This is a genomic window from Saccharopolyspora galaxeae (assembly GCF_016526145.1).
In the GTDB taxonomy this organism is placed as follows: Bacteria; Actinomycetota; Actinomycetes; order Mycobacteriales; family Pseudonocardiaceae; genus Saccharopolyspora_C; species Saccharopolyspora_C galaxeae.
In genome coordinates this window covers 88,220-110,148 of sequence record NZ_JADDUE010000009.1, presented here as the reverse complement: position 1 = coordinate 110,148, position 21,929 = coordinate 88,220, and the positions used below count along the sequence as shown (strand labels likewise).

General features: G+C 71.3%; 18 protein-coding genes and 1 riboswitch. Of the genes, 8 read left to right on the top strand and 10 right to left on the bottom strand.

Going from position 1 to position 21,929, the window contains the following annotated elements; translation table 11 throughout:
• Positions 1–351: 351 nt before the first annotated feature.
• Positions 352–3,312: a helix-turn-helix transcriptional regulator gene (locus INP57_RS20680; protein WP_200071942.1), complete on the bottom strand. Its 2,961-nt coding sequence runs from the start codon at positions 3,310–3,312 to the stop codon at positions 352–354.
• A 188-nt stretch (positions 3,313–3,500) separates the two neighbouring features.
• Between INP57_RS20680 and INP57_RS20675 the strand changes: the two genes are divergently transcribed.
• Positions 3,501–4,832, top strand: a complete 1,332-nt coding sequence (locus INP57_RS20675; protein ID WP_200071941.1) for a helix-turn-helix domain-containing protein — start codon at positions 3,501–3,503, stop codon at positions 4,830–4,832.
• Here INP57_RS20675 and INP57_RS20670 read toward each other — a convergent pair.
• Together INP57_RS20670 and INP57_RS20665 are read right to left on the bottom strand one after the other, a co-directional pair.
• Complete coding sequence (locus INP57_RS20670) at positions 4,791–5,066, bottom strand: hypothetical protein (RefSeq protein WP_200071940.1); 276 nt, start codon at positions 5,064–5,066, stop codon at positions 4,791–4,793. The two genes, INP57_RS20675 and INP57_RS20670, sit on opposite strands and share 42 nt — an antisense overlap.
• Positions 5,067–5,070: 4 nt before the next feature.
• A complete protein-coding gene (locus INP57_RS20665) occupies positions 5,071–6,759 on the bottom strand; it encodes a bifunctional metallophosphatase/5'-nucleotidase (protein ID WP_200071939.1) in 1,689 nt (562 codons plus the stop codon).
• 400 nt (positions 6,760–7,159) lie between these two features.
• Positions 7,160–7,387: riboswitch (cobalamin riboswitch) on the top strand.
• 121 nt (positions 7,388–7,508) lie between these two features.
• Here INP57_RS20665 and INP57_RS20660 point away from each other — a divergent pair.
• The gene (locus tag INP57_RS20660) at positions 7,509–10,025 is read left to right on the top strand and encodes a ribonucleoside-diphosphate reductase subunit alpha (protein WP_307850191.1); all 2,517 of its coding nucleotides are present in this window, start codon (positions 7,509–7,511) and stop codon (positions 10,023–10,025) included.
• Between the two features lie 41 nt (positions 10,026–10,066).
• On the top strand, positions 10,067–11,137 hold the full coding sequence (locus INP57_RS20655) for a ribonucleotide-diphosphate reductase subunit beta (RefSeq protein WP_200071938.1): 1,071 nt from the start codon (positions 10,067–10,069) through the stop codon (positions 11,135–11,137).
• Positions 11,138–11,188: 51 nt separating this feature from the next.
• Here the strand turns inward: INP57_RS20655 and INP57_RS20650 are convergent, their stop codons facing one another.
• Entirely contained in the window at positions 11,189–12,178 is a 990-nt protein-coding gene (locus tag INP57_RS20650; RefSeq protein WP_307850190.1) for an ABC transporter substrate-binding protein, read from the bottom strand.
• 69 nt (positions 12,179–12,247) lie between these two features.
• On the opposite strand from INP57_RS20650, the gene INP57_RS20645 reads away from it, so the two are divergent.
• Both INP57_RS20645 and INP57_RS20640 read left to right on the top strand, forming a co-directional pair.
• The gene (locus INP57_RS20645) at positions 12,248–13,180 is read left to right on the top strand and encodes a siderophore-interacting protein (RefSeq protein ID WP_200071937.1); all 933 of its coding nucleotides are present in this window, start codon (positions 12,248–12,250) and stop codon (positions 13,178–13,180) included.
• A 95-nt stretch (positions 13,181–13,275) separates the two neighbouring features.
• A complete protein-coding gene (locus INP57_RS20640; RefSeq protein ID WP_200071936.1) occupies positions 13,276–13,962 on the top strand; it encodes a biliverdin-producing heme oxygenase in 687 nt (228 codons plus the stop codon).
• Positions 13,963–14,213: 251 nt separating this feature from the next.
• Here the strand turns inward: INP57_RS20640 and INP57_RS20635 are convergent, their stop codons facing one another.
• The gene (locus tag INP57_RS20635) at positions 14,214–14,594 is read right to left on the bottom strand and encodes a hypothetical protein (RefSeq protein WP_200071935.1); all 381 of its coding nucleotides are present in this window, start codon (positions 14,592–14,594) and stop codon (positions 14,214–14,216) included.
• Between the two features lie 388 nt (positions 14,595–14,982).
• Here INP57_RS20635 and INP57_RS20630 point away from each other — a divergent pair, with 388 nt between their 5' ends.
• On the top strand, positions 14,983–15,834 hold the full coding sequence (locus INP57_RS20630; protein ID WP_233627970.1) for a helix-turn-helix domain-containing protein: 852 nt from the start codon (positions 14,983–14,985) through the stop codon (positions 15,832–15,834).
• Positions 15,835–15,963: 129 nt separating this feature from the next.
• On the opposite strand, the gene INP57_RS20625 is transcribed toward INP57_RS20630, so the two are convergent.
• From INP57_RS20625 to INP57_RS20610, 4 genes are all read right to left on the bottom strand, one after another.
• Positions 15,964–16,449: a hypothetical protein gene (locus INP57_RS20625; protein ID WP_200071933.1), complete on the bottom strand. Its 486-nt coding sequence runs from the start codon at positions 16,447–16,449 to the stop codon at positions 15,964–15,966.
• The gene (locus tag INP57_RS20620; protein ID WP_200071932.1) at positions 16,446–17,129 is read right to left on the bottom strand and encodes a DUF1990 family protein; all 684 of its coding nucleotides are present in this window, start codon (positions 17,127–17,129) and stop codon (positions 16,446–16,448) included. Before INP57_RS20620 ends, INP57_RS20625 begins: the two co-directional genes overlap by 4 nt.
• Positions 17,130–17,206: 77 nt before the next feature.
• The gene (locus tag INP57_RS30400) at positions 17,207–17,860 is read right to left on the bottom strand and encodes a DUF1990 family protein (RefSeq protein ID WP_200071931.1); all 654 of its coding nucleotides are present in this window, start codon (positions 17,858–17,860) and stop codon (positions 17,207–17,209) included.
• On the bottom strand, positions 17,857–18,486 hold the full coding sequence (locus INP57_RS20610) for a DUF4383 domain-containing protein (RefSeq protein ID WP_200071930.1): 630 nt from the start codon (positions 18,484–18,486) through the stop codon (positions 17,857–17,859). The genes INP57_RS30400 and INP57_RS20610 overlap by 4 nt, the downstream gene beginning before the upstream one ends.
• Positions 18,487–18,706: 220 nt before the next feature.
• On the opposite strand from INP57_RS20610, the gene INP57_RS20605 reads away from it, so the two are divergent.
• Positions 18,707–19,912, top strand: coding sequence for a hypothetical protein (locus tag INP57_RS20605; protein ID WP_200071929.1), 1,206 nt, complete (start codon positions 18,707–18,709; stop codon positions 19,910–19,912).
• Here INP57_RS20605 and INP57_RS20600 read toward each other — a convergent pair.
• The gene (locus INP57_RS20600) at positions 19,888–20,154 is read right to left on the bottom strand and encodes a UBP-type zinc finger domain-containing protein (protein ID WP_200071928.1); all 267 of its coding nucleotides are present in this window, start codon (positions 20,152–20,154) and stop codon (positions 19,888–19,890) included. The genes INP57_RS20605 and INP57_RS20600 overlap by 25 nt on opposite strands.
• Positions 20,155–20,288: 134 nt before the next feature.
• Here INP57_RS20600 and INP57_RS20595 point away from each other — a divergent pair, with 134 nt between their 5' ends.
• Positions 20,289–21,845 carry a Na+/H+ antiporter gene (locus INP57_RS20595; protein ID WP_200071927.1) on the top strand — a complete coding sequence of 519 codons (1,557 nt, stop codon included), beginning with the start codon at positions 20,289–20,291 and terminating at the stop codon, positions 21,843–21,845.
• The last annotated feature ends 84 nt before the right edge of the window (positions 21,846–21,929 follow it).

The window sequence follows — 21,929 nt, the reverse complement described above, 5'->3', positions numbered from 1 at the left end:
TCAACGGCGCTTACTCACCCGCATTACCGGATAGCGGCCGGGGAGAGTCCGCATTCGCCGGAAGCCGCTCGGCCACCGAAACCTCCCATGGCTCGCAATGCCGAATGCGCCGGAACGCCGAACGGCCCGAAACGCCGAACGAGCCGGAACATTGGCGGGGCAGCACATCGTTTCAACAACTCACCGGCCGGGCAGCGCACCGGCTGCCGCAGCCGAGCGGATCATACCATCGCCATCGCCCGATTCCGGCGGCGTGGCAACGGATTCCTGGATCGTGGAAGCCACCCGGAATGATCAGTCAAGCTGATACCGCGGTCGGCGAATTCTTCCGGACTCCGGCGAAAAACCCGCTCAACCCGCCTGCTCCACGAGCGCCGCAGGCAATGCCGCCCGCCCGCGCACCCCGAGCTTGCGATAAGCGCTGGTCAAATGCAGTTCCACGGTGCGCACGGTGAGGAACAGCGACTCCGCGATCTCCCGGTTCGTCGCCCCCTCCGCGGCCCGGTCCGCGACCCGGCGCTCGCTGCCGCTTAGCGCGTCAGCGGGCGAGCCGGTGCCGCGGCGCAACCGCCCGCCCGCGGCCAGCAGCGCGGCCGAGGACAGCGCCACCTGCCTGCGGTCCCGCCGCAGCACCGACATGTCCAGCGAAGATCGCAGGTGCCCGCGCGCCCCTTCCGCATCACCTTCCGCCAGCAGCCGCCGCCCCAGCAGGTATTCGGCTTCGGCGTGCGCCAGCTTGCCGGGCGAGTCGGCCAGCGTCCGCACCGCCGAGGACAGCAACCGCAGCCCTTCCTCCCCGGGCGTGACGACGCCGCGCGCGGTCAGCGCCATGCCCCGCGCACGCGACGTGCCCCACCGCGCCGCCAGCTCCGCGCCGTGCTCGGCGATCCGCTGACCTTCTTCGTGGCGCCCGAGTGCGGCGAGGATCCGCGCCGCGTCGTACCACCACGCCGCGAACACCGGGTTCGTGATGCCCGCTTCGCTCAGGCTTTCCCCGCAGTGCAGCAGGATTTCCAGCGCACCTGCCGTGTCGCCGAGCGCTTCCCGCGCCCACGCCCGGGCCATCAGGTACGGGTGGTATTCGAAGGTGAACTCCTCGAAGCGGGCGCGGTCGATCGCGCGCAGCAGCTCGTCGGCCCGCGCCGCCTCGCCCTGCCGGATCAGCGCCATCGCCAGCGAGGTCTGCGGCATCGTCATCGCCCCGACCCAGGACTCCTGGACCAGCACGTCGTAGCAGGACTGCCCGTCGGCGAGCGCTTCGGCGAGGTCGCCGGTCCAGTGCCGCACGATCGCGCGGGTGCTGGTGGCCAGGCAGTAGGTCCACGCCTGCCCGGTGGCCTGCGCGTGCTCGATGAGCAGCCCCAGCGCGGCGAGCGCGGACTCGTTGTCGTCGGCCATGTACAGCGACAGCGCCGAGCCCATCAGCGCCCAGCCGCCGCTTTCCACGTCGCTGATCCGCAGCACCCGGCGCGCCTGCTCGGCGGGTTCCTCGGCGTGCCGGAAGGTGCGCAGCGTCCCCAGCGAGGACAGCAACGCCAGCAGCTGCCGCTCCTCGGCGGTGACCCCGGCGGGATCGGGCCTGCCGCGGAACCGCTCACCCGCGCTGCGCACCGTGGACTTCTCGTCCATCCCGGACAGCAGCACCACCGCCTCGATCGCGGTGCGCAACGCCAGATCGGCGCCCGCGGGCTCCGGCCCGACCAGCGCGTCGAGCTCGTCGAGCACCCCGGAGGTCAGTTCGTAGGCGCGCACCGAGTTCTGCGCGGTCAGCGAGATCAGCGCGTACTGCGCCGCGACCGGCACCCGGCTGCGCGGCTCGTCGAGCAGTTCCAGCGCGCGTTCCAGCTGGCGCAGCGCGGTCTCCGGTTCGAGCTGGCCGAGCATCCGCGCGCACTGCACCAGCACCGCGACGTCGTCGCCGTCGAACTCGAGGACCCGCCGCAGGTAGCGGGCCGCCATTCCCGGCGCGCCGCGGTGTTCCGCGCAACCGGCGGCTTCCCGCAGCACATCGGTCATCCACGGCCGCGGCGCCGCGGGCAGCAGCAACAGCGGCACCGCCACCTCTTCGGCCGGGCGGCCCACGTCGTTGAGCAGCGTCGCCGCGCGTTCCCGCAGCCGCCGCAGCACCTCGTCCGGACTGTCGCGCAGCACCGCCTGGCGGACCGAGTCGTGCACGAACTCCGCGCAGCCGTCGGCCGCTTCGGTGACCAGGTCGCGGCGGCCGAGTTCGCGCACCGCCGCGGAAACCGTGCGCTGGTGGGTCCGCGCCAGCGCCGCGATCAGTTCGGGCTGCTCGCCCGGCAGCACCGCGATCGCGCGCGCAACCGCGAGGACCCGCGCGGGCAGTCCCTCCACAAGGGACGGCGCGACCACGGTCCGCCCGAGCTCTTCGAGCACCACCGGGTCCCAGCCTTCGCCGGGATGCTCGCGCAACCGCGCCGCGACCATGCCGAGCAGGAACGGGTTTCCGCCGGTCAGCTGCGCGCAACGGGCCGCGAAGTGCTCGTCCGGAGCGCTGCCCGCCGAGGCGGCGAGCAGCTCACCCGTTGCTCGCGCACCGAGCGCGGGCAGGTCCACGGTGCGGCACAGCGGCATCTCGGCGATCTCCCCGAGCATTTCCGGCCCCGCGCCGCCGTCGCCGGTGCGCTGGGTCAGCAGCACCAGCAGCGGCAGGTCCTCCGCGCGCCGCAGCAGGAAAGCCAGCCACCGCAACGAATTCTCGTCGCACCACTGCACGTCGTCCACGGCCAGCACCAGCAACCCGTCGGCGGTGAGTCCTGCGACGAGCCAGTGCAGCCCGTGCAGCACGGCGTAGGTGCTGCTCGGCGCGGGGGCGAGGCCGTCCGGCTGCAGCGCGGGCAGCGCGAGCCGGGCGCTGCCCCGCAACGCATCCGGCCGGGGCGCATCGGGCTGCGTTGCCTCGAGCCGGGGTGCATCGGTCTGCAGTGCTTCGGGCCGCGATGCATCAGTCCGAGATGCATCCACGGAGTCTTCGGCCGCGGTGCCGAATCCCAACGGCTGGAACAAATCGCGCACCGCGCCGTAAGCTCCCGACCCCGCATCCGGGCAGCGGGCGCGCAACGTGCGCGCGGCGACCGGCGCCAGCCGTCCGAGCGCGGCGTGCAGCAGCCCGGTCTTGCCGATGCCCGCGGGCCCGCGCAGCAGAACCGCCCGGCCGGAACCGCTCCCGGCTTGCTCCGCGATCCCGGTCAGCAGCTCCAGCTCGTCGTCCCGGCCGAACAATTCGGCAGGCCCGGCCCGGTCCGCACGGGCTGGTCCCGGGATGTTCCGGTGCCGTTGCTCGGCGTACATCGCACTGCTCCTGATCTCGGTGCGGCGGGAGGTTACCGGCGGTACACAGCGCGGCACAACGACGACCGGACCGCGGCACCGGGAAGGCATGAATTTCCCCGGTATATTCCGAGATTCTTGCTGAATCCTTTCCGGTGATCTTTTCACGGTGCGCACACGTCCGATCACTTTCCGTATAGCATCGCCCGGTGCCCGGAGAGGAGATCCCGCCGGAATTCTGGCGTTGCCCGCAGGTCCGCGACGCCTTGGCGGCCCACGACATCGGCTCGGTCTACCGCGCGCTGCGCACGCACGGCGTGCCGCAGATCCGCATCGCGGCGCTGACCGGGCAAGCCCAGAGCGAAGTCAGCGAAGTGCTCAGCGGCCGCGCGGTGCGCAGCTACGACCTGTTGTCCCGCATCGCCGAGGGACTCGGCGTGCCGCGCGGCTGGATGGGCCTCGCCTACGCCGGAGGCGACGAGCAGGCACCCGACGCGGAAGAAGAGGAGGAACAGGTGAAACGACGGAGTTTCCTGTCCTACGCGGGCTCCGTGGTGGTCGGTGGGCAAACCGACGCCGGCCCGCCGGGCGTGCGCGACCTCAACGCGCACAGCGCTGCGCCGACCAGGGTGGGCGCTTCGGACCTCGCCGCGATGCAGCGGATGATCACCGAGCTGCGCACGCTGGATCAGCGCTACGGCGGCGTCGGCCAGTACGGCACGATCGCCGCGTCGGCCCGGCAGGCCGAGGCGATGCGCGAGGCGTGCATGTCCGAGCAGGTACGCGCGGAGCTGATGGCCATGCTGTGCAACCTGCACGCCACCGCGGGCTGGATCGCGGCGGAGAACGGGTTGTTGCAAGCCGCGCACGGGCACTACGGGCGCGCGTTGTCGTTCGGCCGGGAAGGCACGGATCCGCTGGCGATCTCCCGCGCGCTCTACGCCGCCGGGCGCACCGAGCTGCACTTCGGCGATGCCGAGTCGGCGTTGAAGCTGTTCCAGCTCGGTTCGCTGCGCACCGACTCGTCACCGCTGGTGAGTTCGGTGCTGCAGCTCAACTGCGCGTGGGCGGCCGCGTTCGGGCAGCGCAAGAACACCGTGCAGCGCGCGCTGGAGCAGGGCCGCAGCCAGCACGCGGCCGCGTCGATCGACGACGACTACCCGCTGCTGCGGTGGTTCCGCGAAGCCGACCTGCTGGGCATGACCGGGTCGGTGCAGCTGGCGATGGGTGATCACGAAGGCGCCGCCGGGAACCTCTCGCGCGCGGTGGCCGCCCGCGCTCCGGGCGAGGTGCGTTCCACCGTGTTCGAGCTGGCGAGCCTCGGGGAGGCCAAGTTCGCGCTCGGCGACCACGCCGCCGGTTTCCGGCACGGCCGCCGCGCGGTGCTGCTGGCCTCCCGGGTGCGCAGCGCGCGCCTGCGCGGCCGGCTTTCCGGGTTGCGCGCGTGGTCGGCGCAGCTGGCGGACCGGCAGCACGCGGCCCGCGATGACGCCGCGGAGCTACTCACCCGCATCGACCGGCTCGCCGGCGTGCAGGGCTAGCGCCTCCTCCGGCGTGATTTCGCCGGCGATCACCCGGCGTGCCAACGCGTAGCTGACCGGTCGCGCGGTTCCTGCTCGCTCGGTCAGCAGCCACACGACGCAATCCAGCATCGCCCGGAAGTAGCCTTTCGCCCGGTCCCGCCCGCCCGGCGCGGTGCCCAGCGCCGCCCCGCCGCGGGCGCGCTGCGCGAGTGCGGCGCGCGCACCGGCGACGGTTTCCTGCAGCGCGTCCACCGGCTCACCCGGTGGCGGTGATCCGGTCCGCGGGCGGCGGCACGATGCCCGGGTGCGCGCCGAGGTATCCCAGCAGCGCGTCCAGATCGACCGGGCCACCGGTCACGTCGGTGCCCTCGGTGAAGCCGCTGAAGCCGTCGCCGCCGCCCGCCAGGAAGTTGTTCACCGCGACGCGGTAGGTCGCGCCCGGATCAACGGGTTCGCCCGCGATGGCCAGATCGGACACCTTGGACCCGGCGGGCGCGGATTCCGAGTAGGCGTAGTGCAAAGTGGACGAAATCTGCAGCACCGTCGCGCCGTCGCCCTGCCACTGCTGCTCCAGCACGTTCTTCAACTGCGCGCCGGTGAGCGTCATGGTCTGCATGGTGTTGCCGAACGGCTGCACGGCGAACGCTTCGCCGTAGGTGATCACGCCGTCACCTTCGCCGTTCGCCGACGACCGGTGCGGCAGGTCGGCGCGGATTCCGCCGGGGTTGGTCAGCGCCACCTGCGCGCCGGTCCCCTTGGTGGCTTCCAGCTGGGCGTCGGCGATGACGTCGCCGAGCGTGGTTTCCCCGGACGGCGCGGGATCGCGGCTCAAGTCGCCGGTGGCGGTGCCCACTTCGCGGTTCGCGATCGGGGCGGCTTTGGTCTTGGCTTCGTCGACCAGCGCGGCGGTTTCCGGGTCGGGTGCGATGTCGCGGCTGACGATTTCGTTGCGCGCCTTGGTCTTGTCCCGCACGACGTCGCCGGTTCGGTGGTCGATGCTCAGGTCCATCGTGGACAGCAGCCGCCCGTAGGAAGCGCCTTGCACGACCGGGCGCGGATCGCCGGCCGGGTCGTCGACGGTGCAGTTGTACTGCTGGTGGCTGTGCGCGGTGAACAGCGCGTCGACCTTCGGCGAGGCGGCCGCCGCGACGCGAGTGGCCGGTCCTTCCGGGGCCACCGCACAGGAATCCGGCCCGCCGCCTGCGGCTTCGTCGCCCTGGTGCATCAGCACGACCTGCGCTTTGACCCCGAGTCGGTCGAGCGCTTCGGCGGTGCGGTCGATGGCGGCGACCTCGTCGCCGAACTCCAGGCCCGCCACCGCGTCCGGGCTCACCGACTGCGGCAGGTCGTGCAGCGTCACGCCGATGATCCCGATGGGCACCCCGCCGGAGCGCTGCACGGTGAACGGCAGCAGCGCGGGCCTACCGTCCGCAAAGGACACATTCGCACCCAGGGTCGGGAAATCGGAACCGTCGAAGGAATCCCGGAACGCGCAGCCGTCCTCGGGGTGGCACCCGCCGCGCTGCATCCGCTGCAGCTCGGGGTAGCCCTCGTCGAATTCGTGGTTGCCGACGACTTGGGCGCGCACGTCCTGCGAGTTGAGGAATTCGACGGTCGGTTCGTCGTGGAACAGCGCGGATTCCACCGGCGATGCGCCCACGCTGTCCCCGGCCGAGAGCACCAGCGAGTTCGGAACCTCCGCGCGCAGCCGGTCGATGTGCGCGGCGAGGTAGGCGGCACCGCCCGCCGGGACGCTCGTCCCGTCCGCCAGCTCGACCTCGCCGGATGATCCGGACGGCGCCGCGAGGTTGCCGTGCAGGTCGTTGAACGTGATCAACCGCACCTCGGTGTCGGCGGGCGCTGCCTGCGCGGGCAGCGCCGTTCCGAAGGTGACCAAGCACGCGGCGACCGCGACGGCGGCGCTGCGCACACGACATGCGCGCATCCGATTGTCCTCCCACCCACCAGTGATCCACCGGACATTCTGCCGCCACCCCTCCCCCGAAACCACCCTCTCTTCTCCGAGTGAACGGCCTGTTCGTCCCACTAGATTGGTCGAGCGGTCCGTTCACTCCTCGCGAACCCGGCAGTTGCCGCGCGCCCGACACGCCCGCACATCCCCATTCCGAGCAGCTTCGATCCGGGTGAACGACCTGTTGGTCCGGCTAGATTGGTCGAGCGGTCCGTTCACTCGGAGATGTGCGGCGGATGGCCGGGCGTGTCGGGCAGGGTGCGGGCACCGCCCGGAGCAGGGTGCGGTGACCGCCGGGGCGGGCTGCCGGTCATCGGCGGCGGGCGGCGACACGCGGAGTCTTGGGGTGCGGGAAAGGACTCGGCCCAACATGTAGTGTGGCCGCGCTGATGGTCACCGGGGTGCCCGGTGGGACAACAGGGAACCCGGTGCGAATCCGGGACTGCCCCGCAGCGGTGAACGGGAACGACCGCCGTCACCACCTCCCCGGGTGGTGCAGCACTGGACGCCCGAGGCGTCCGGGAAGCGACGGCCAGTAGGTCCGGCGCGACGACGCCGGCTGCTCGTGAGTCCGAAGACCTGCCATCGGTGCGCGCACGAGGGGTGCGCGCTGTCCGGGACCTCGCGGGCGGGTCGCGCGGACGTGCGGTGCTGCGCGCCGCTGTCCCCGCGCGCTCGTCGCCGGCCCCGGGCTGGTGTCCGAGCTTGCGAGGAGACAGCCAGTGACCCGATCACCCATCGCCCCAGCATCCACACAGCACGCAGCATCCGCGCAGGCGGCAGCACCCGCGCAGGCCCCGGAACGGACCGCCGCCGCGCCGCCCGACCTCGAAGTGACCGGCCCGGACGGCACCCGGCACCGGCTGGACTGGTCCCGGGTCAGCACCGTCGTGGAGCAAGCCTGCACGGGATTGTCCGATGTGGACTCCGCACGAGTGCTGCGCGAGGTCCGCCGCACGCTCTACGACGGGATGCGCGCGGCCGAACTGGCCGAGTCGCTCACCATGTCCGCCCGCACTCTGGTCGAGAGCGAACCGAACTATTCCCTGGTCACCGCACGCCTGCTGCTGGACGAGCTGCGCCGCGAGGCGCTCAGCGCGCTGCACGGCGCGCCCCGGCAGGCCGACCAGGTCCAGATGCGCGAGCACTACCCGTCCTACTTCGCCGCGTACGTCGGCCGCGGTGTCGAGCTGGGGCAGCTGGACCCCGAGCTGGCGCGCTTCGACCTGGACCGGCTCGGCGCGGCGCTGGACGCCGACCGGGACACCACGTTCGGTTTCCTGGGCCTGCGCACGCTTTACGACCGCTACCTGCTGCACGACGGCGGCGTCCGCTTCGAGCTGCCGCAGGCGTTCTTCATGCGCGTCGCGATGGGTCTGGCGCTGCAGGAAGACGATCGCGAGGCGCGCGCCATCGAGTTCTACGACCTGCTGTCGTCGTTCGACTTCATGTGCTCCACGCCGACGCTGTTCAACGCGGGAACCACCCGCCCGCAGCTGTCCTCCTGCTTCCTGACCACTGTGGACGATGACCTGCCGGGGATCTTCCACTCCGTGAGCAACAACGCGCTGCTGTCGAAGTACGCGGGCGGGCTGGGCAACGACTGGACCCCGGTGCGCGGAACCGGCGCGCACATCAGGGGGACCAACGGCAGCTCGCAGGGCGTCGTGCCGTTCCTGAAGATCGCCAACGACACGGCGGTAGCGGTCAACCAGGGCGGCAAGCGCAAGGGCGCCGTCTGCGCCTACCTGGAGACCTGGCACATCGACATCGAGGAATTCCTCGACCTGCGCAAGAACACCGGCGACGACCGCCGCCGCACGCACGACATGAACACCGCCAACTGGGTGCCGGACGAGTTCATGCGCCGCGTGCACGCCGACGGCACCTGGACGTTGTTCTCCCCGGACGAGGTCCCGGACCTGCACGACCTCTACGGCGCGGAGTTCGCGCAGCGCTACCGCCACTACGAGGCCGCCGCCGAGCGCGGCGAGCTGAAGGTCTTCCGGCAGGTCGGCGCCATGGACCTGTGGCGGCGGATGCTGACGATGCTGTTCGAGACCGGGCACCCGTGGATCACCTTCAAGGACCCGTGCAACCTGCGCTCCCCGCAGCGGCACGCCGGCGTCGTGCACTCCTCCAACCTGTGCACCGAGATCACGCTCAACACCAGCTCGGACGAGGTCGCGGTGTGCAACCTCGGCTCGATCAACCTGGCCCGCCACGTCACCCCGGACGGCATCGACCACGAGCGGCTGCGCGGCACCACGCGCACGGCGGTGCGGATGCTGGACAACGTGATCGACGTGAACTTCTACACGATCCCGGAGGCGCGCAACTCGAACCTGCGGCACCGCCCGGTAGGGCTGGGGCTGATGGGCTTCTCGGACGCCCTGTTCGCCCAACGCATCCCGATGGCTTCGCAGCGGGCGGTGGAGTTCGCCGACCGCAGCATGGAGGAGATCAGCTTCCACGCCATCGCCGCCTCGAACGAGCTCGCCGTCGAGCGCGGTCGCTACGAGTCCTTCGACGGTTCCCTCTGGAGCCAGGGCCTGCTGCCGATCGACTCCCTGCGGCTGCTCGCGGAGTCCCGCGGTGACGCCGATTTCGATCATTCGTCCACGATGGACTGGGACGCGTTGCGGGAACGCGTCCGCACCGGCGGGATGCGCAACTCCAACGTGATGGCCATCGCGCCGACGGCGACGATCTCGAACATCTGCGGCGTGGGCCAATCCATCGAACCGCTCTACCGCAACCTGTACGTCAAGTCCAACATGTCCGGCGACTTCACGGTGCTCAACGAGGACTTGGTGCGAGACCTGAAGACGGCCGGGTTGTGGGACGAGCAGATGGTGCGCGACCTGAAGTACTTCGACGGCGACCTCAGCCCCGTCGAACGCGTCCCCGCCGAATTGCGGGCGCTCTACGCCACCGCCTTCGAGATCGAGCCGCGCTGGCTGGTCTCGGCCGCCGCGCGCAGGCAGAAGTGGCTCGACCAGGCGCAATCGCTGAACCTCTACTTGGCCGAACCCAGCGGCCGCAAGCTCGACGAGCTCTACCGCAGCGCGTGGCGAGCGGGACTGAAGACCACCTACTACCTGCGGTCGGCCAGCGCCACGCACGTGGAGAAGAGCACCTTGCGAGGCACCGACGGCCGGCTCAACGCCGTCTCCCCCGCAGCCGCCGAAAGTCCACAGTGCTCAGTCGAAGACCCGGAATGCGAGGCGTGCCAGTAAGGCATCCGCACCCCTCACCGAGCTGAACTCCTGGAGTGAGCATGACCTCCCTGCGAACCGACACCACCGGCCTCGGCGAGATCGACCGCGCCGCAGGCCGCGTCGACGCCGACGACAAGTCGATGATCAACGCGCGCGCCGACGTCAACCAGCTGCTACCGATGAAATACGGCTGGGCGTGGGAGAAATACCTCGCCGGCTGCAACAACCACTGGATGCCGACCGAGGTGTCCATGCACGCCGACATCGCGCTGTGGCGCTCCCGCGACGGGCTCACCGACGACGAGCGGCTGATGCTCAAGCGCAACCTCGGCTTCTTCGCCACCGCCGAATCCTTAGTGGCCAACAACATCGTGCTCGCCGTGTACCGGCACATCACCAATCCGGAGTGCCGCCAATACCTGCTGCGCCAGGCCTTCGAGGAAGCGGTGCACACGCACACCTTCCAGTACATCTGCGAAAGCCTCGGCCTCGACGAGGGCGAGCTGTTCAACGCCTACCGCGAGATCCCGTCCATTTCGGACAAGGACGCCTGGGCGCTGCGCTACACCCAGCACTTGGAAGACCCGCAGTTCGCCACCGGCGGCCAGCAGCGCGATCAGGCGTTCCTGCGCGACCTGATCGCCTTCTACGTGATCTTCGAAGGCATGTGGTTCTACACCGGCTTCGCGCAGATCCTCGCGCTGGGCAGGCGGAACAAGATGGTCGGCATCGCCGAGCAGTACCAGTACATCCTGCGCGACGAGTCGATCCACCTGAACTTCGGCATCGACTGCATCAACCAGATCAAGCTGGAGAACCCGCAGCTGTGGGCACCCGAGTTCCAGGCAGAGGTGCGCGGGATGCTCACCGAGGCCTGCGAGCTGGAGGTCGCCTACGGCCGCGACACGATGCCGCGCGGCATCCTCGGCCTCAACGCCGAGCTCTGCGAGCAGTACATGCATTTCATCACCAACCGCCGCTGCGTCCAATTGGGACTGGATCCGGTTTTCCCCGCGGCGGAGAACCCGTTCCCGTGGATGTCCGAGGCGATGGACCTCAAGAAGGAGAAGAACTTCTTCGAAACCCGAGTCACCGAGTACCAGTCCGGCGCCTCCCTGAGCTGGGACTGACGGGCTCCCTTCGAGCGCGACCCCGTCCCCGCACCGCAGGGGACGGGGCGCTCAACCCGGTGCGGCAGCTTCGAGCTGGTCGGCGAGTCCGGTCATGATGCCCGCATAGCTCGCGTAGCTGCACGGCGCGACCGCGTGCCATTCGACGAACCGGTCGTGCGCGGCGGCTTCCTGCGCGGCGAACACCGGATTGCGCTTCATCTCCGACGGCGGCAACGAAGCCGGTCTGGTGTCCCACATCAGCACATCCCCGCGGTAGGACCCGGCGTTCTCCCAGGACAACCGCTCGAAGTACCCGCCACCGCCGGTGTCCGGACGCGCGGGCGCCTGGATCGGCAGTCGGAGCTCCCGCACGTAGTAGTCCAGATCGGGGTTGCGCGCTGGCACCACGACGAAGAATTCCTGCTTGGTGCCACCGATCGCGAGGATGCTGCGGTGCTGCTCCCGCATCCGCACCCCGATCCTGCGCAACCGTTGCGCGGCCGCGTGGAATCGGGCCTCGTCCGCGCGCATCCGCTCCGAGTCCACATTGGACCCGAGTGCGCGAGCGAGTTCGCGGTAGGCCCCGATCGTCTCCGGCAGCGACCTGCCGGACTGCTCGATGCCGACGGTCGCCGCGATCGACCGCGCCTGCCGCTCCTGCTCGACGGTCAGGTGCCACAACCCCTCGAACTCCGCGTACTTGCCGCTGACCAGCAGGTCCGGCCGCAGCGCCGCGGTGCGTTCCATGTCCAGCTCGCCGTATCCGGGTCCGGTGACATCGGTGACCCGGCGCGGGTCGATGCTGCCCGCCTCCGGCTCGGTGCTGCCGTCGTCGCGCACCAGCGGGCCGAAGGTGCCCACCACCGGCACGCCGAAGTCGTTCAGCGCGCCCGCCGCGGAGACCTGTGCGATGATCCGCCGCGGCACGGCGCCGCTGGTAGCCCGCACACCCCGGTCGTCCACGAAGGACCATCCGGGCGCGCTGCCGCCGTCCGGTGCGGAGCAACCCGCCAGCGCACCCAGGGACAGCCCCAGCCCGAGCACGCGCCGCCGACTCACCATCACGTCCTCCAACCGTTGAGGTTAGGCTAGCCTACGTAGGCCCCGATAGGCGAAGGGTTTCCGGCGATGGCCCGACGGCAGGACGTCCCCCGTCCGCAGTACGTGGTGTTCCAGGCGCGCGTGGCGCGCGTGCGACGACTCGGCCCGAGCTTCACCCGCATCACGTTCACCGGCGACGACCTGCACAGATTCGGCATCGGCGGACTCGACCAGCGGATCAAGCTGATGCTGCCGCAGCCCGGCCGCACCATCGCCGACCTGCCGGACGGACCGGACTGGTACCCGCGCTGGCAGGCGATGCCGGACGAGGTGCGCCCCACGCTGCGCACCTACACCGTGCGCGCGCACCGGCCGGAGGCCGCCGAGCTGGACATCGACTTCGTGCTGCACGGAGTCGACGCCGGCCACGGCGGACCGGCCTCGACCTGGGCGGCGACGGCCGCGCCGGGCGACGAGGCCGGCCTGCTCGGACCGGACCGGCCCGGCAGCGGACCCATGTGGGGCTGCGAATGGTCCCCGCCGCGCTCCGCCCATCGGCTGGTGCTCGCCGGGGACGAGACCGCGGTGCCCGCGATGGCGGCCATCGTGGAGTCGCTGCCCGCCGACGCCCGCGGCGTGGTCTGCGCCGAAGTGCCCACCGTGGACGACATCCAGACCTGGGAGGGCCCGCGGAACGTGGAGATCCGCTGGCTGGTGCGGCGGCGCCCGACCGGCTGGCTGCCGCACGGCGCGCTGCTGGAGGACTCGGTTTCGGCCGCGCTGTCCGAGTTCAGCGCCAGCGGCGGGGACTGCGCCACCGCGCTCGAAGACGTCGACGTCGACTCCGCGACGCTGTGGGATGTGCCGCAGGAGACGACCGCGGCGACCGCCCGGCTCTACGGCTGGCTGGCCGGCGAAGCCTCCGTGATCAAGCGGCTGCGGCGGCTGATGGTGCAGGACCACCAGGTACCGCGGGGCGCGGTGGCGTTCATGGGCTACTGGCGCGCGGGGCGCAGCTGAGCCCGCATCACAACGACGACCTCTTGGCAGCCTCACCGGACGCATGTCAGGATCTTCTTGGTTTTGGTAAGGCTAACCTAACCACGGAGGTTCGAGTGTCACCCGCGCAGCAACCGGTCCGCAGTGATTTCGCCGGCCGCCTCCGGTCGGAGACCCGCACCGACCACGAACACGTCCAAACCCTGCCCTTCCTGCGCGCCCTGATCGCCGGCGAGCTGGAAGCCGACGCCTACGCGGTGATGCTCGCCCAGCACTACTTCGCCTACCAGGTCCTGGAATCGGCGGCCGACGTGATGCGCAGCGACGTCGTCGCCGGGCCGTTCGTCAGCGACCGGCTGCGCAGGCTGCCGCACCTGGAGACCGACCTGCACTACTACCTCGGCCCGGACTGGCGCGATGTGATCAGCGCCAGCGAGGCCACCGAGCGCTACTGCGAGCGGCTGCGCGAGGTGTGCTTCGACTGGCCCGGCGGGTTCGTGGCGCACCACTACACCCGTTGCCTGGCCGATCTCTCCGGCGGCGCCGTGATCCGCTCGGCGATGCAGCGCAGCCTGAACCCGCCGGACGGGCAGGGCTTCGCGTTCCTCACCTTCGACGACGTGCCCAGCCGCCCCCGGGTGCGCAACGCCTACCGGCTGCTGCTGGACACCGCAGGCTGGGACTCGCGGGAGCAGAAGCGGATCACCGCCGAGGTCCGGCTGGCGTACCACTTGAACACCGAGGTCTTCACCGACCTGGGACGCAGGCTGCCACCGCGGATCCCGCGGCAGCGCGGTGCGTGACCCGGGGTGCCGCAGCACGACGAGTGGTCCGGGGATGCGGGGAGCAACCCCGCGCGGGGGCCGGGGCGATGCGGGAGGCGAATCGGCATCGCCCCGGCCGGGGCCGGCGCCACGCGGGGACGGGGACGCGACGCAGGCCCGTCTTCGGACCGCCCGGCCGGGGAGGTCGGCCGGGTCACATCAGCCGGGCACCTCGGCAGGAGCCCGGTCGGAACCGGGTCGGAACGAGCCACGCGGGCGGCCGGGCCGGTTCATGCCGCCTCGCCGGTATGCCTTCCGGGTTCGGCGGAATTGTCCGGAAGACCGTTCCGGCCCGGCGGATTCCGCGGATCCTCCGGGTCGGCATCCGGCCACTCCGGTTGCCCCGGCCCGGTCGGCAGTTGCCCGGAGAAATACCCGCCACCGGAGTACGGCGCGCGCAATTCCCGGGTGCCGCGGAATGTGGCGAGAACAGCGGCGCACGCCGCGCAGGGAATTCGCCCGTCATCCGGCAGCGGGCCGATGAGCCTGCGGTGCACCGGTCCGCCGATGCGGTGCCCGCAAGCGGCGGCGGGCGCGGTCCCGCGCGCGGACACGGCCACCTTGTGCCAAGTCGCGGCGAACGCGGATGCCATCCAGGCGTGCGCGCTCACCGGACGCCTCCCGACCCCGCCGGCTCCCGGCCCGAGCCGGGTTTTTCCCCGCACGAGGCCGAATCCGCGCCGGACGCCGTGCGTCCGGGGTCCGCCCGGCCGACGGGGTCCTCCGCACCGCGCACCATTCCCCCTTCCAAATCAGAAACCGATTCACTTCATTCGATTCGCAGCATCGCTCCGCCCGGAACACCGGAGCACTTTTCGGTACCCGCACCCGCGGCCGCACCGGACGCCGCGCCGGTTCGCATCGGACCGGCCGTTCACCGCCGAGCGCGCCGCCGTCCGCGCGGAAATACCGGAAACAGGATGTCGGGTTCCGAGACCTATTGACAATAGCTCGTTCGGATGATCGCCGATCTTGTTGCAAATGACTAACATTCCTTCCATGAACGGAACCACTCCCCGGCCCCGCGCCTATGTGCTGGGCGCCGAAATGCGCGACGCACGCCAGAAAAGCGGTCTCGCGCTGCGCAGGCTGGCCGCGATCCTGGACGTCTCGCACTCGGTGCTGGTGCGCTGGGAGCGCGGGGACCGGGTGCCGTCGGCCGAGTCGGTCTCCGCGGTCTGCGCGGTGCTCGGCAGCAGCGCCACCGCGCGCAACCGGATGCTGAAGCTGGCCCGCGAGGCGGCCGCCGAGCCGCCACCGAGCACCCCGATAGGCGTTCCCGGGCAGTCCGACCAGCTCGCAACCCTGCTGGAGTTCGAGCGGACCGCCACCAGGATCACCGACGTGGCGACCAACGTGGTGCCCGGCCTGCTGCAGGCACCGGAGTACGCCCGCGCGATCATCCACGCGGGCGAGGCGGAGAACGCGGACAAGCGGGTCGCGCTGCGCCTCGGCCGCCGCGAGATCATCACCCGCCGCAGGTCACCGGTGCACTACCGCGCGCTCATCCTGGAAACGGCGCTGCACCAGCCGATCGGCGACCCGGGCACGCTGCTGGAGCAGCTGCGGCTGCTGCTGGAGCTGGGCGCGCAGGACACCGTCGAGATCCGGGTGATCCCGAACAGCGCGGGGTGGACTCCCGCGCACTCCGGGGATTTCTTCCTGCTGGAGTTCTCCAAGGCGGCGCCGGTGGTGCACCTCGAACACCACCGCGGTTCGGTTTTCCTGCAGTCCGAGTCGGACGTCGCGGCGTTCGTGCGAGCCCGGGACGAGGTCGAACGCGTGGCCATGAGCTGCGCCGACTCGGCCGAGCTGATCACCGGGATCATCGCGCGGGCGCGGGCGGCCTGAGTTCGCAGCCGTGCCATCTTCGGCCGGTACGACGCCGCGCACTTCGGCCACGCACGCTTGCTCCTTCGCGAGTCCGGCTCCGGGCGTCAGCGTTTTCGCGGCTCGGCGCGGATCACGCAGATTTCCGCATCAGCGCAGGCGACGTGGAACCCGGAGATCATCCGGGTAGCCACGGGGCATGCACACCGACGACACCAGCGGCACCGTGCGGAGCACGAACAGCGATACCGCGCGGAGCACGGAGCCTGGCACCGTGCGGAGCACGAACCCTGGCACCGTGCAGACCTTCCCGTTCCGGTTCTGGCGGCGGTACCAGGTGCTGGGCCTGCCGTTCGGCATCGCGCCGCCGACGGCGTGGGTGCGGGTCAGCGCGGCCGAGCTCGTCGTGCGGTTCGGGCCGTGGTGCGTGCGCAGCCCGCGCTCGAACATCGCCTCGACCACCGTCACCGGCCCGTACTGGCTGGTGAAGACGGCCGGTCCTGCGCACCTGTCGCTGGCCGACGGCGGGATCACCTGCGCGACCAACGGCGAGCGAGGGCTGTGCGTGCGGTTCGCCGAGCCGGTGCCGGGCATCGAGCCGCTGGGCGTGCTGCGGCATCCGGCGGTGACCGTCACCGTCGACGACTGCCCTCGGCTGGCGGCTCTGCTCGCCCAGCCCCCGGAGCGAACCGAGCCGGACCGGGACCGCCCGCAGCGGGCTGCCCGCGCGACGGGCCGGGCAGCGGCGGGCCGTTCCTCGCCGGATCGCTCAGCGCGGCCATCCGCAGGCAGGCGCCGCGGATGAAGCGCAGCTGGGTGCTCCGCCCGAACAGCTCGAATCCCAGCCGCACCACCGGGTTCGCGATCGGCGCCGCCCGCGAGTACGCCTGCACGCGGAATTCGACCGCGCCGCTGGTGAGGTCCTTGCGCACCGAGAAGCCCATCTGCCCCTGTTCCAGATGTCCTTGCAAGGTGCGGTAATTCCACCCCCACCGGCGCACCCCGGACGCGGTGTCGTCGACGACCTCGCCCACCCGGCACGGCAACCGGAAGGTTAGGCCGTAGAAGCGGGTCACCAGCAGCAGGTCCGATTCCGCGAGGGTGTCCGACGAGTGGTGCACGCGCTGCACCAGCGTGGGGTCGGCGAACTCGTAGTGCCGCACCAGCGAGCAGGCGACTTCCCAGGTGCCGCCGGGCAGCGGCTCGCCCGGCGGTTCGGCGCGCAGCTGCTGGCGGAAGTCGTCGATGTGCCAGTCCGCTGCTGCGGGGTTCTGGGGCACGTCGAAGTTCAACGGCAACTCGGCAAGCCGCTGCACTTGCTCGGCTCCTCGCCGGGGGAACACGCCCACCTCCTCGTTGTTGACGTCCCTTGCAAAGCCTGGAATGGAGAGCCTCATCCTTCCCGTCCGGTGTAGATCTCCACGCCTTGGACCATCTGCCCGCCTGCGGCGGCGCAAACCCGCGCGCAGCAGTGCACCCAGAGGTACGCCTGCATGAACTTGGACAGCTGGAGCCGGTCGTAGAGCAGATCGGCGGCCCAGCTGCCGCTGCGCGCCCAGGATTCGATCTCGAAGACCAGCTCCGTGCCGCGGTCTTCGGCGCGGAACTCGATCTGCCCGGCTTCCAGGTGCCCGCGCCGGGTGGCGAGCCGGAACGAGCGCGGGGTCTGCGCGACCACGCGCACCGGGCCGTTCCACGGGCCCGGCATCCGCACCACCAGGTCGTCGCCGAGCCGCAGGTCGCGGTGATCGCCTTCGGGCTCGAACCGCGCCACCTCGCTCGGGACCATCGAGTCCGGCGCCGCCATGAACGACGCCATCACCGTCTCGGCCTCCCGCAGGTGCACGTGCACGCGCACGCCGTAGCGGCGGTGGAACAGCGGACCGACTCCGTCTTCGATGCGTTGCAGGTCCGCTCCGGTGGCCAGTTCCGGCGAGCGCACCTGTTCGGCCTGTTCCACCTGGTGCACCGGGATGCCGGTGGTGAGGTGCCGCAGCGCGGCGAACGCGAGTCCGGGCGGCCAACGCCACAGCCAGGCGCCGATCACTCCGCGCCACCCTCCAGCTTCCGGCGGGCCCTGGCGCGTTCGGCGGCTCGGCGGCGGGCCTGATCGCGCATCACCAGCTGGGTCTGCTCCGGAGTGGGGTGGCCCTCGCCCATCGCCATCTCCGCCTCGCGGTACTGCTGTTGCTGCGCATCGGTTTCGCTCGCCTCGAAGTCGAGCTGTTCCTCCGGGTGCGGGCGGTTCTTGCGCATCGGGTGTTCCCGGCGATACGGGTTGTCCGGTGGCAACCCGCCGGACATCCGCCCGTAGAGCCCGGTGAACAGCAGGATCATCCCCACGATCAAGCTGAAGAACACGTTCGGCAGCCGGAACGCCAGGATGTTCAGGGAGGTGTGCAGGATCGCCAGGTGCACCAGCCCGGAAAGCAGGAAAACCCCGCCGAACCCGGTGGTGACGGTGGACGCCTGCCAACCGCCCCAGGCCGCGCAGCCGATCAGGATCACGCCCGCCACCAGGGAGATGATCGAGAGCAGGCCGTTGCTGGACAGTCCGAGGACCGGCTGACCGCTGGTGCTGAAGAACTGCAATCCGCGCGCCAGCCCGAGGATCGCGAAGACCAGCAGGAGCACGCCGAGCAGGACTGCGCCGATGCGGTGAACCGTGTGCACCGGATGAGGAGGAACCGGTTTACCGCGCGTCATCACCGACCTCCGGATCGAGTCGCACGCCTACGCATTCCGAATACCCGTCCGCCGGGCGCACTACACCGCGGACCCGCGCAGGTCGCCCGGTCGCCGGGTACCGGCCGGTGATCACGAGCCCTAAAGTTGGTGCGCACCGCGCCGGGGGACCCGGCGAGCACGTCGCCGTCGATGCGGGGATCTGGTGATGAGCCGCGACAACAAGATCCTGCTGGCCGCGCTGGCCGGCGGTTCCGTGCTGGTTCCTGCCGTGCTCGGCCTGGGCCTGTCCTGGCCGCCTTGGGCGTGGGGCCTGTTCGCCGCGCTGCTGCTGGCCGCGGTCGCCGCGTACGGCAGGCACGTGCTGCAGCGGCAGCGGCAAGATGCGTTGCACGAGGCGTTGCTGGCGCAGCGCCGGGCACCGGCCGCGCCGGAACCCGAGCCGGAGCCGTTCCAGCCGCGCCAGGTCCGGGACGTTCCGCTGCCCAGTTCCGAGGCCGACTACCGCTTCGTGTTCAGCGCGACGGTGTGGTGGCGCCGCCCGGCCGACGCGGTCGGCGTCGGGCACGAGAACCCGGCGGAGTTGGCGGTGGAGACGGTGCTCTCCCGCGCCCGGCTCATCACCGCGGGCGAGCACCCCGCCGGACGCGGCGCGATCGAGCACCGGCTCGCGGCCGCGCTGGGCGCGGTGACCCGCGACGAGCACCGGCACATCGAGGCGTGGGCCGCGGACTTGGCGCTGACCTTGCCGGAGGTCGACGCCGACCGGCTCCGCAGGCTCGCCGAGGTCCGCAAGGACGAGCAGGTCTGGCAGCTGGAACGCGACCACGAGCGCAACAAGCGCGCCTACCTCGCCGACGAGGTGCTGCGCGACACCGGCAGCGCCGTCGTGTGGTGGCTGGCGCGCCACGACGACGAAGTGGAACGCGCCGCCGAACTGATCGGCACGCTCGCGCAGCTGTCCGCGGCCGCGAACGGAACCGAGATCGCCGAGCAGTTCCGGCACCTGGTGCCCGCTTCGCGGCAGGCACCGTTCCAGAACGGGCGGCCGCTGCGCGCGGAGTCGCTGTCGTTCACCGGCTCGCTGGAGGGCGGGAGCTCGTACCTGTCCTACGGGGAACTCTCGGCAGGCGGGGAACTCTCGGCAGGCGCGTTGGCCCCCGGCGAGCCGACCGGCGACGCCGAGCGTGCCGCGATCGAGCAAGTCGACGGCCTGCTCCGCGAGCTCGACCCGGAAACGGCCGAACGGTCGGGGCTCGCGGACCGGCTGGCGGCGCTGTTCGACTCGGCCGGGCAGCACGAGTTCGCCGACTCGATCCGGCAGCGGTACGGCGATCCCGCGAACCCCGGAACCGCGGACGCCGACCAGCCGTGGGCCGACGTGCCCCCTCAGCCCAACCGTTCGTCCACGTAGCACCAGGACCACGACTCGCCCGGCTCGAACGAGCGGATCACCGGATGCCCGGTGTCGCGGTGGTGCCCGGTGGCGTGCCGGTCCGGGCTGGAATCGCAGCAGCCGACGTGCCCGCACTCGGTGCACAGCCGCAGGTGCGCCCACACCTGAAGGCCCTTGGCCAGGCAGTCCTCGCAGCCCCCGGGGGAACTCGGCACCGGCGACAGCGCGGCGGCGACCTCCAGGTGATCACATCCGGGCACGACTGCCCCCTTCCGGAACGCGCTGCTCGGGCGCTGTCCACCCTAGGGCCTCGCGAACGCTGCGCGGCCGGGTCGTTGTTCCCGGACGGCCCCGACCTGCGCGGTACGAGCGCGCAACGGGTACGACAGGGCGCATGCACGAGTTCCCGCAAGTGATGTTGCTGCTGGCAGGCGCGCTGGCGGTCACGGCGCTGGCCCGCCGCTGGGGGTTGTCGGAGCCGCTGGCGCTGGTGCTGGCCGGGCTGGCGGTGTCGTTCGTGCCCGGCGTGCCGGATTACGCGATCAACCCGGAAGTGATCCTGGTGCTGGTGCTGCCGCCGCTGCTGTACTCGGCGGCGCTGACCAGTTCCGCGCTGGGCCTGCGCGCGAACCTGCGGCCGATCGGTTCGCTCGCGGTCGGTGCCGTGCTGGTGACGACGGTCGCGGTGGGTTTCGCGGCGTGGGCGCTGGTGCCCGGGATGCCGCTCGGGCCCGCGCTGGTGCTGGGCGCGGTGGTGGCTCCGCCGGACGCGGTGGCGGCGACCTCGATCGGTCGCCGACTGGGGTTGCCGCGCAAGGTGATGACGATCCTGTCCGGGGAGAGCCTGGTCAACGACGCTTCGGCGCTGACGGTCTACCGCGTCGCCGTCGCCGGTGTGGTCGGCGCCGGTTACACGCTGCTGCAGGGCGTCGGCGTGTTCGTGCTCGCGGCCGCGGGCGGGCTGGTCGTCGGCTGCGCGGTGGGCTGGGCGGTGCACCGCCTCCGGCTGGCGCTGGCCGACGGGGTGTTGGAGAGCGCCGTGGGCCTGCTGGTCCCGTTCGCGACCTACCTGCTGGCCGAGGCGATCCACGCCTCCGGAGTGCTCGCCGTGGTCGTGGCGGGGCTGTACCTGGCGCAGCGGGCGCCTTCGGGCACCGCGGCACGGCGGCTGCAGGACCGCGCGGTGTGGCGCTCGGCGGACACGCTGCTGGAAGCGGTGGTGTTCGCGCTGATCGGGTTGCAGCTGCGCAGCGTCACCGAAGGCGTCGCCGGACGGCTTTGGCCGCTCGTGCTGGCCGGGCTCGCGCTGACCGCCGCGGTGGTGCTGGTGCGCGCGGTCTGGGTGTTCGGCACGTTGCTGCTGCCCGATCGGATCGCTCGCGGAGCGGATGCGGCGCCGTGGCAGCACGGCTTGGTGGTGGCCTGGGCGGGAATGCGCGGTGTGGTCTCGCTGGCCGCGGCCGCCGCGATCCCGGTGCTGGCGTTCCCGAACCGCGCGGAAGTCGTGTTCCTGGCGTTCTTCGTCACGCTGGGCACGTTGCTGCTGCACGGCGCGACGCTGCCGTGGGTGATCCGGTGGCTCGGAGTGCGCGGCCGGGAGAACTACACCGACGCGCTCGCCGAGGCCGAGGCCGCGCACAACGCCGCGCTCGCCGCCCGCGGGCGGCTGGACGCGCTCACCGCTGAGGCGGAACCACCCGCCGAGGTCGCCGAGCAGCTGCGTCGCGCGGCCGAACGCCGCAGCCACCGCGCGTGGGAACGGCTCGGCCGCCCCGATGCCGACTTGGGCGAAAGCCCCACCACCGCCTACCGGCGGCTGCGCATCGAAATGCTGGCCGCCGAGCGCGAGGTGTTCGTGCGTTTCCGCGACGAAGGCCGCATCGACGACGAGGTGCTGCGCCGGGTCTTGCACGAGCTAGACCTGGAAGACGTCATGCTGCAACGCGACTGATCGGCGTTTCACTACGGTTCTTGATCTTTGTCTTGTCAGCGGCGTAGCCGCTGAGCAGTGGCCATGCAAGCAACCGGCACCGCC

Excerpts from the sequence above, each read along its gene's own strand:
- INP57_RS20645 (WP_200071937.1), top strand. The coding sequence starts at position 12,248 with ATGGCCCGACGGCAGGACGTCCCCCGTCCGCAGTACGTGGTGTTCCAG.
- INP57_RS20605 (WP_200071929.1), top strand. The coding sequence starts at position 18,707 with ATGAGCCGCGACAACAAGATCCTGCTGGCCGCGCTGGCCGGCGGTTCC.
- INP57_RS20655 (WP_200071938.1), top strand. The coding sequence starts at position 10,067 with ATGACCTCCCTGCGAACCGACACCACCGGCCTCGGCGAGATCGACCGC.
- INP57_RS20665 (WP_200071939.1), bottom strand. The coding sequence starts at position 6,759 with ATGCGCGCATGTCGTGTGCGCAGCGCCGCCGTCGCGGTCGCCGCGTGC.
- INP57_RS20680 (WP_200071942.1), bottom strand. The coding sequence starts at position 3,312 with ATGTACGCCGAGCAACGGCACCGGAACATCCCGGGACCAGCCCGTGCG.
- INP57_RS20630 (WP_233627970.1), top strand. The coding sequence starts at position 14,983 with ATGAACGGAACCACTCCCCGGCCCCGCGCCTATGTGCTGGGCGCCGAA.
- INP57_RS20595 (WP_200071927.1), top strand. The coding sequence starts at position 20,289 with ATGCACGAGTTCCCGCAAGTGATGTTGCTGCTGGCAGGCGCGCTGGCG.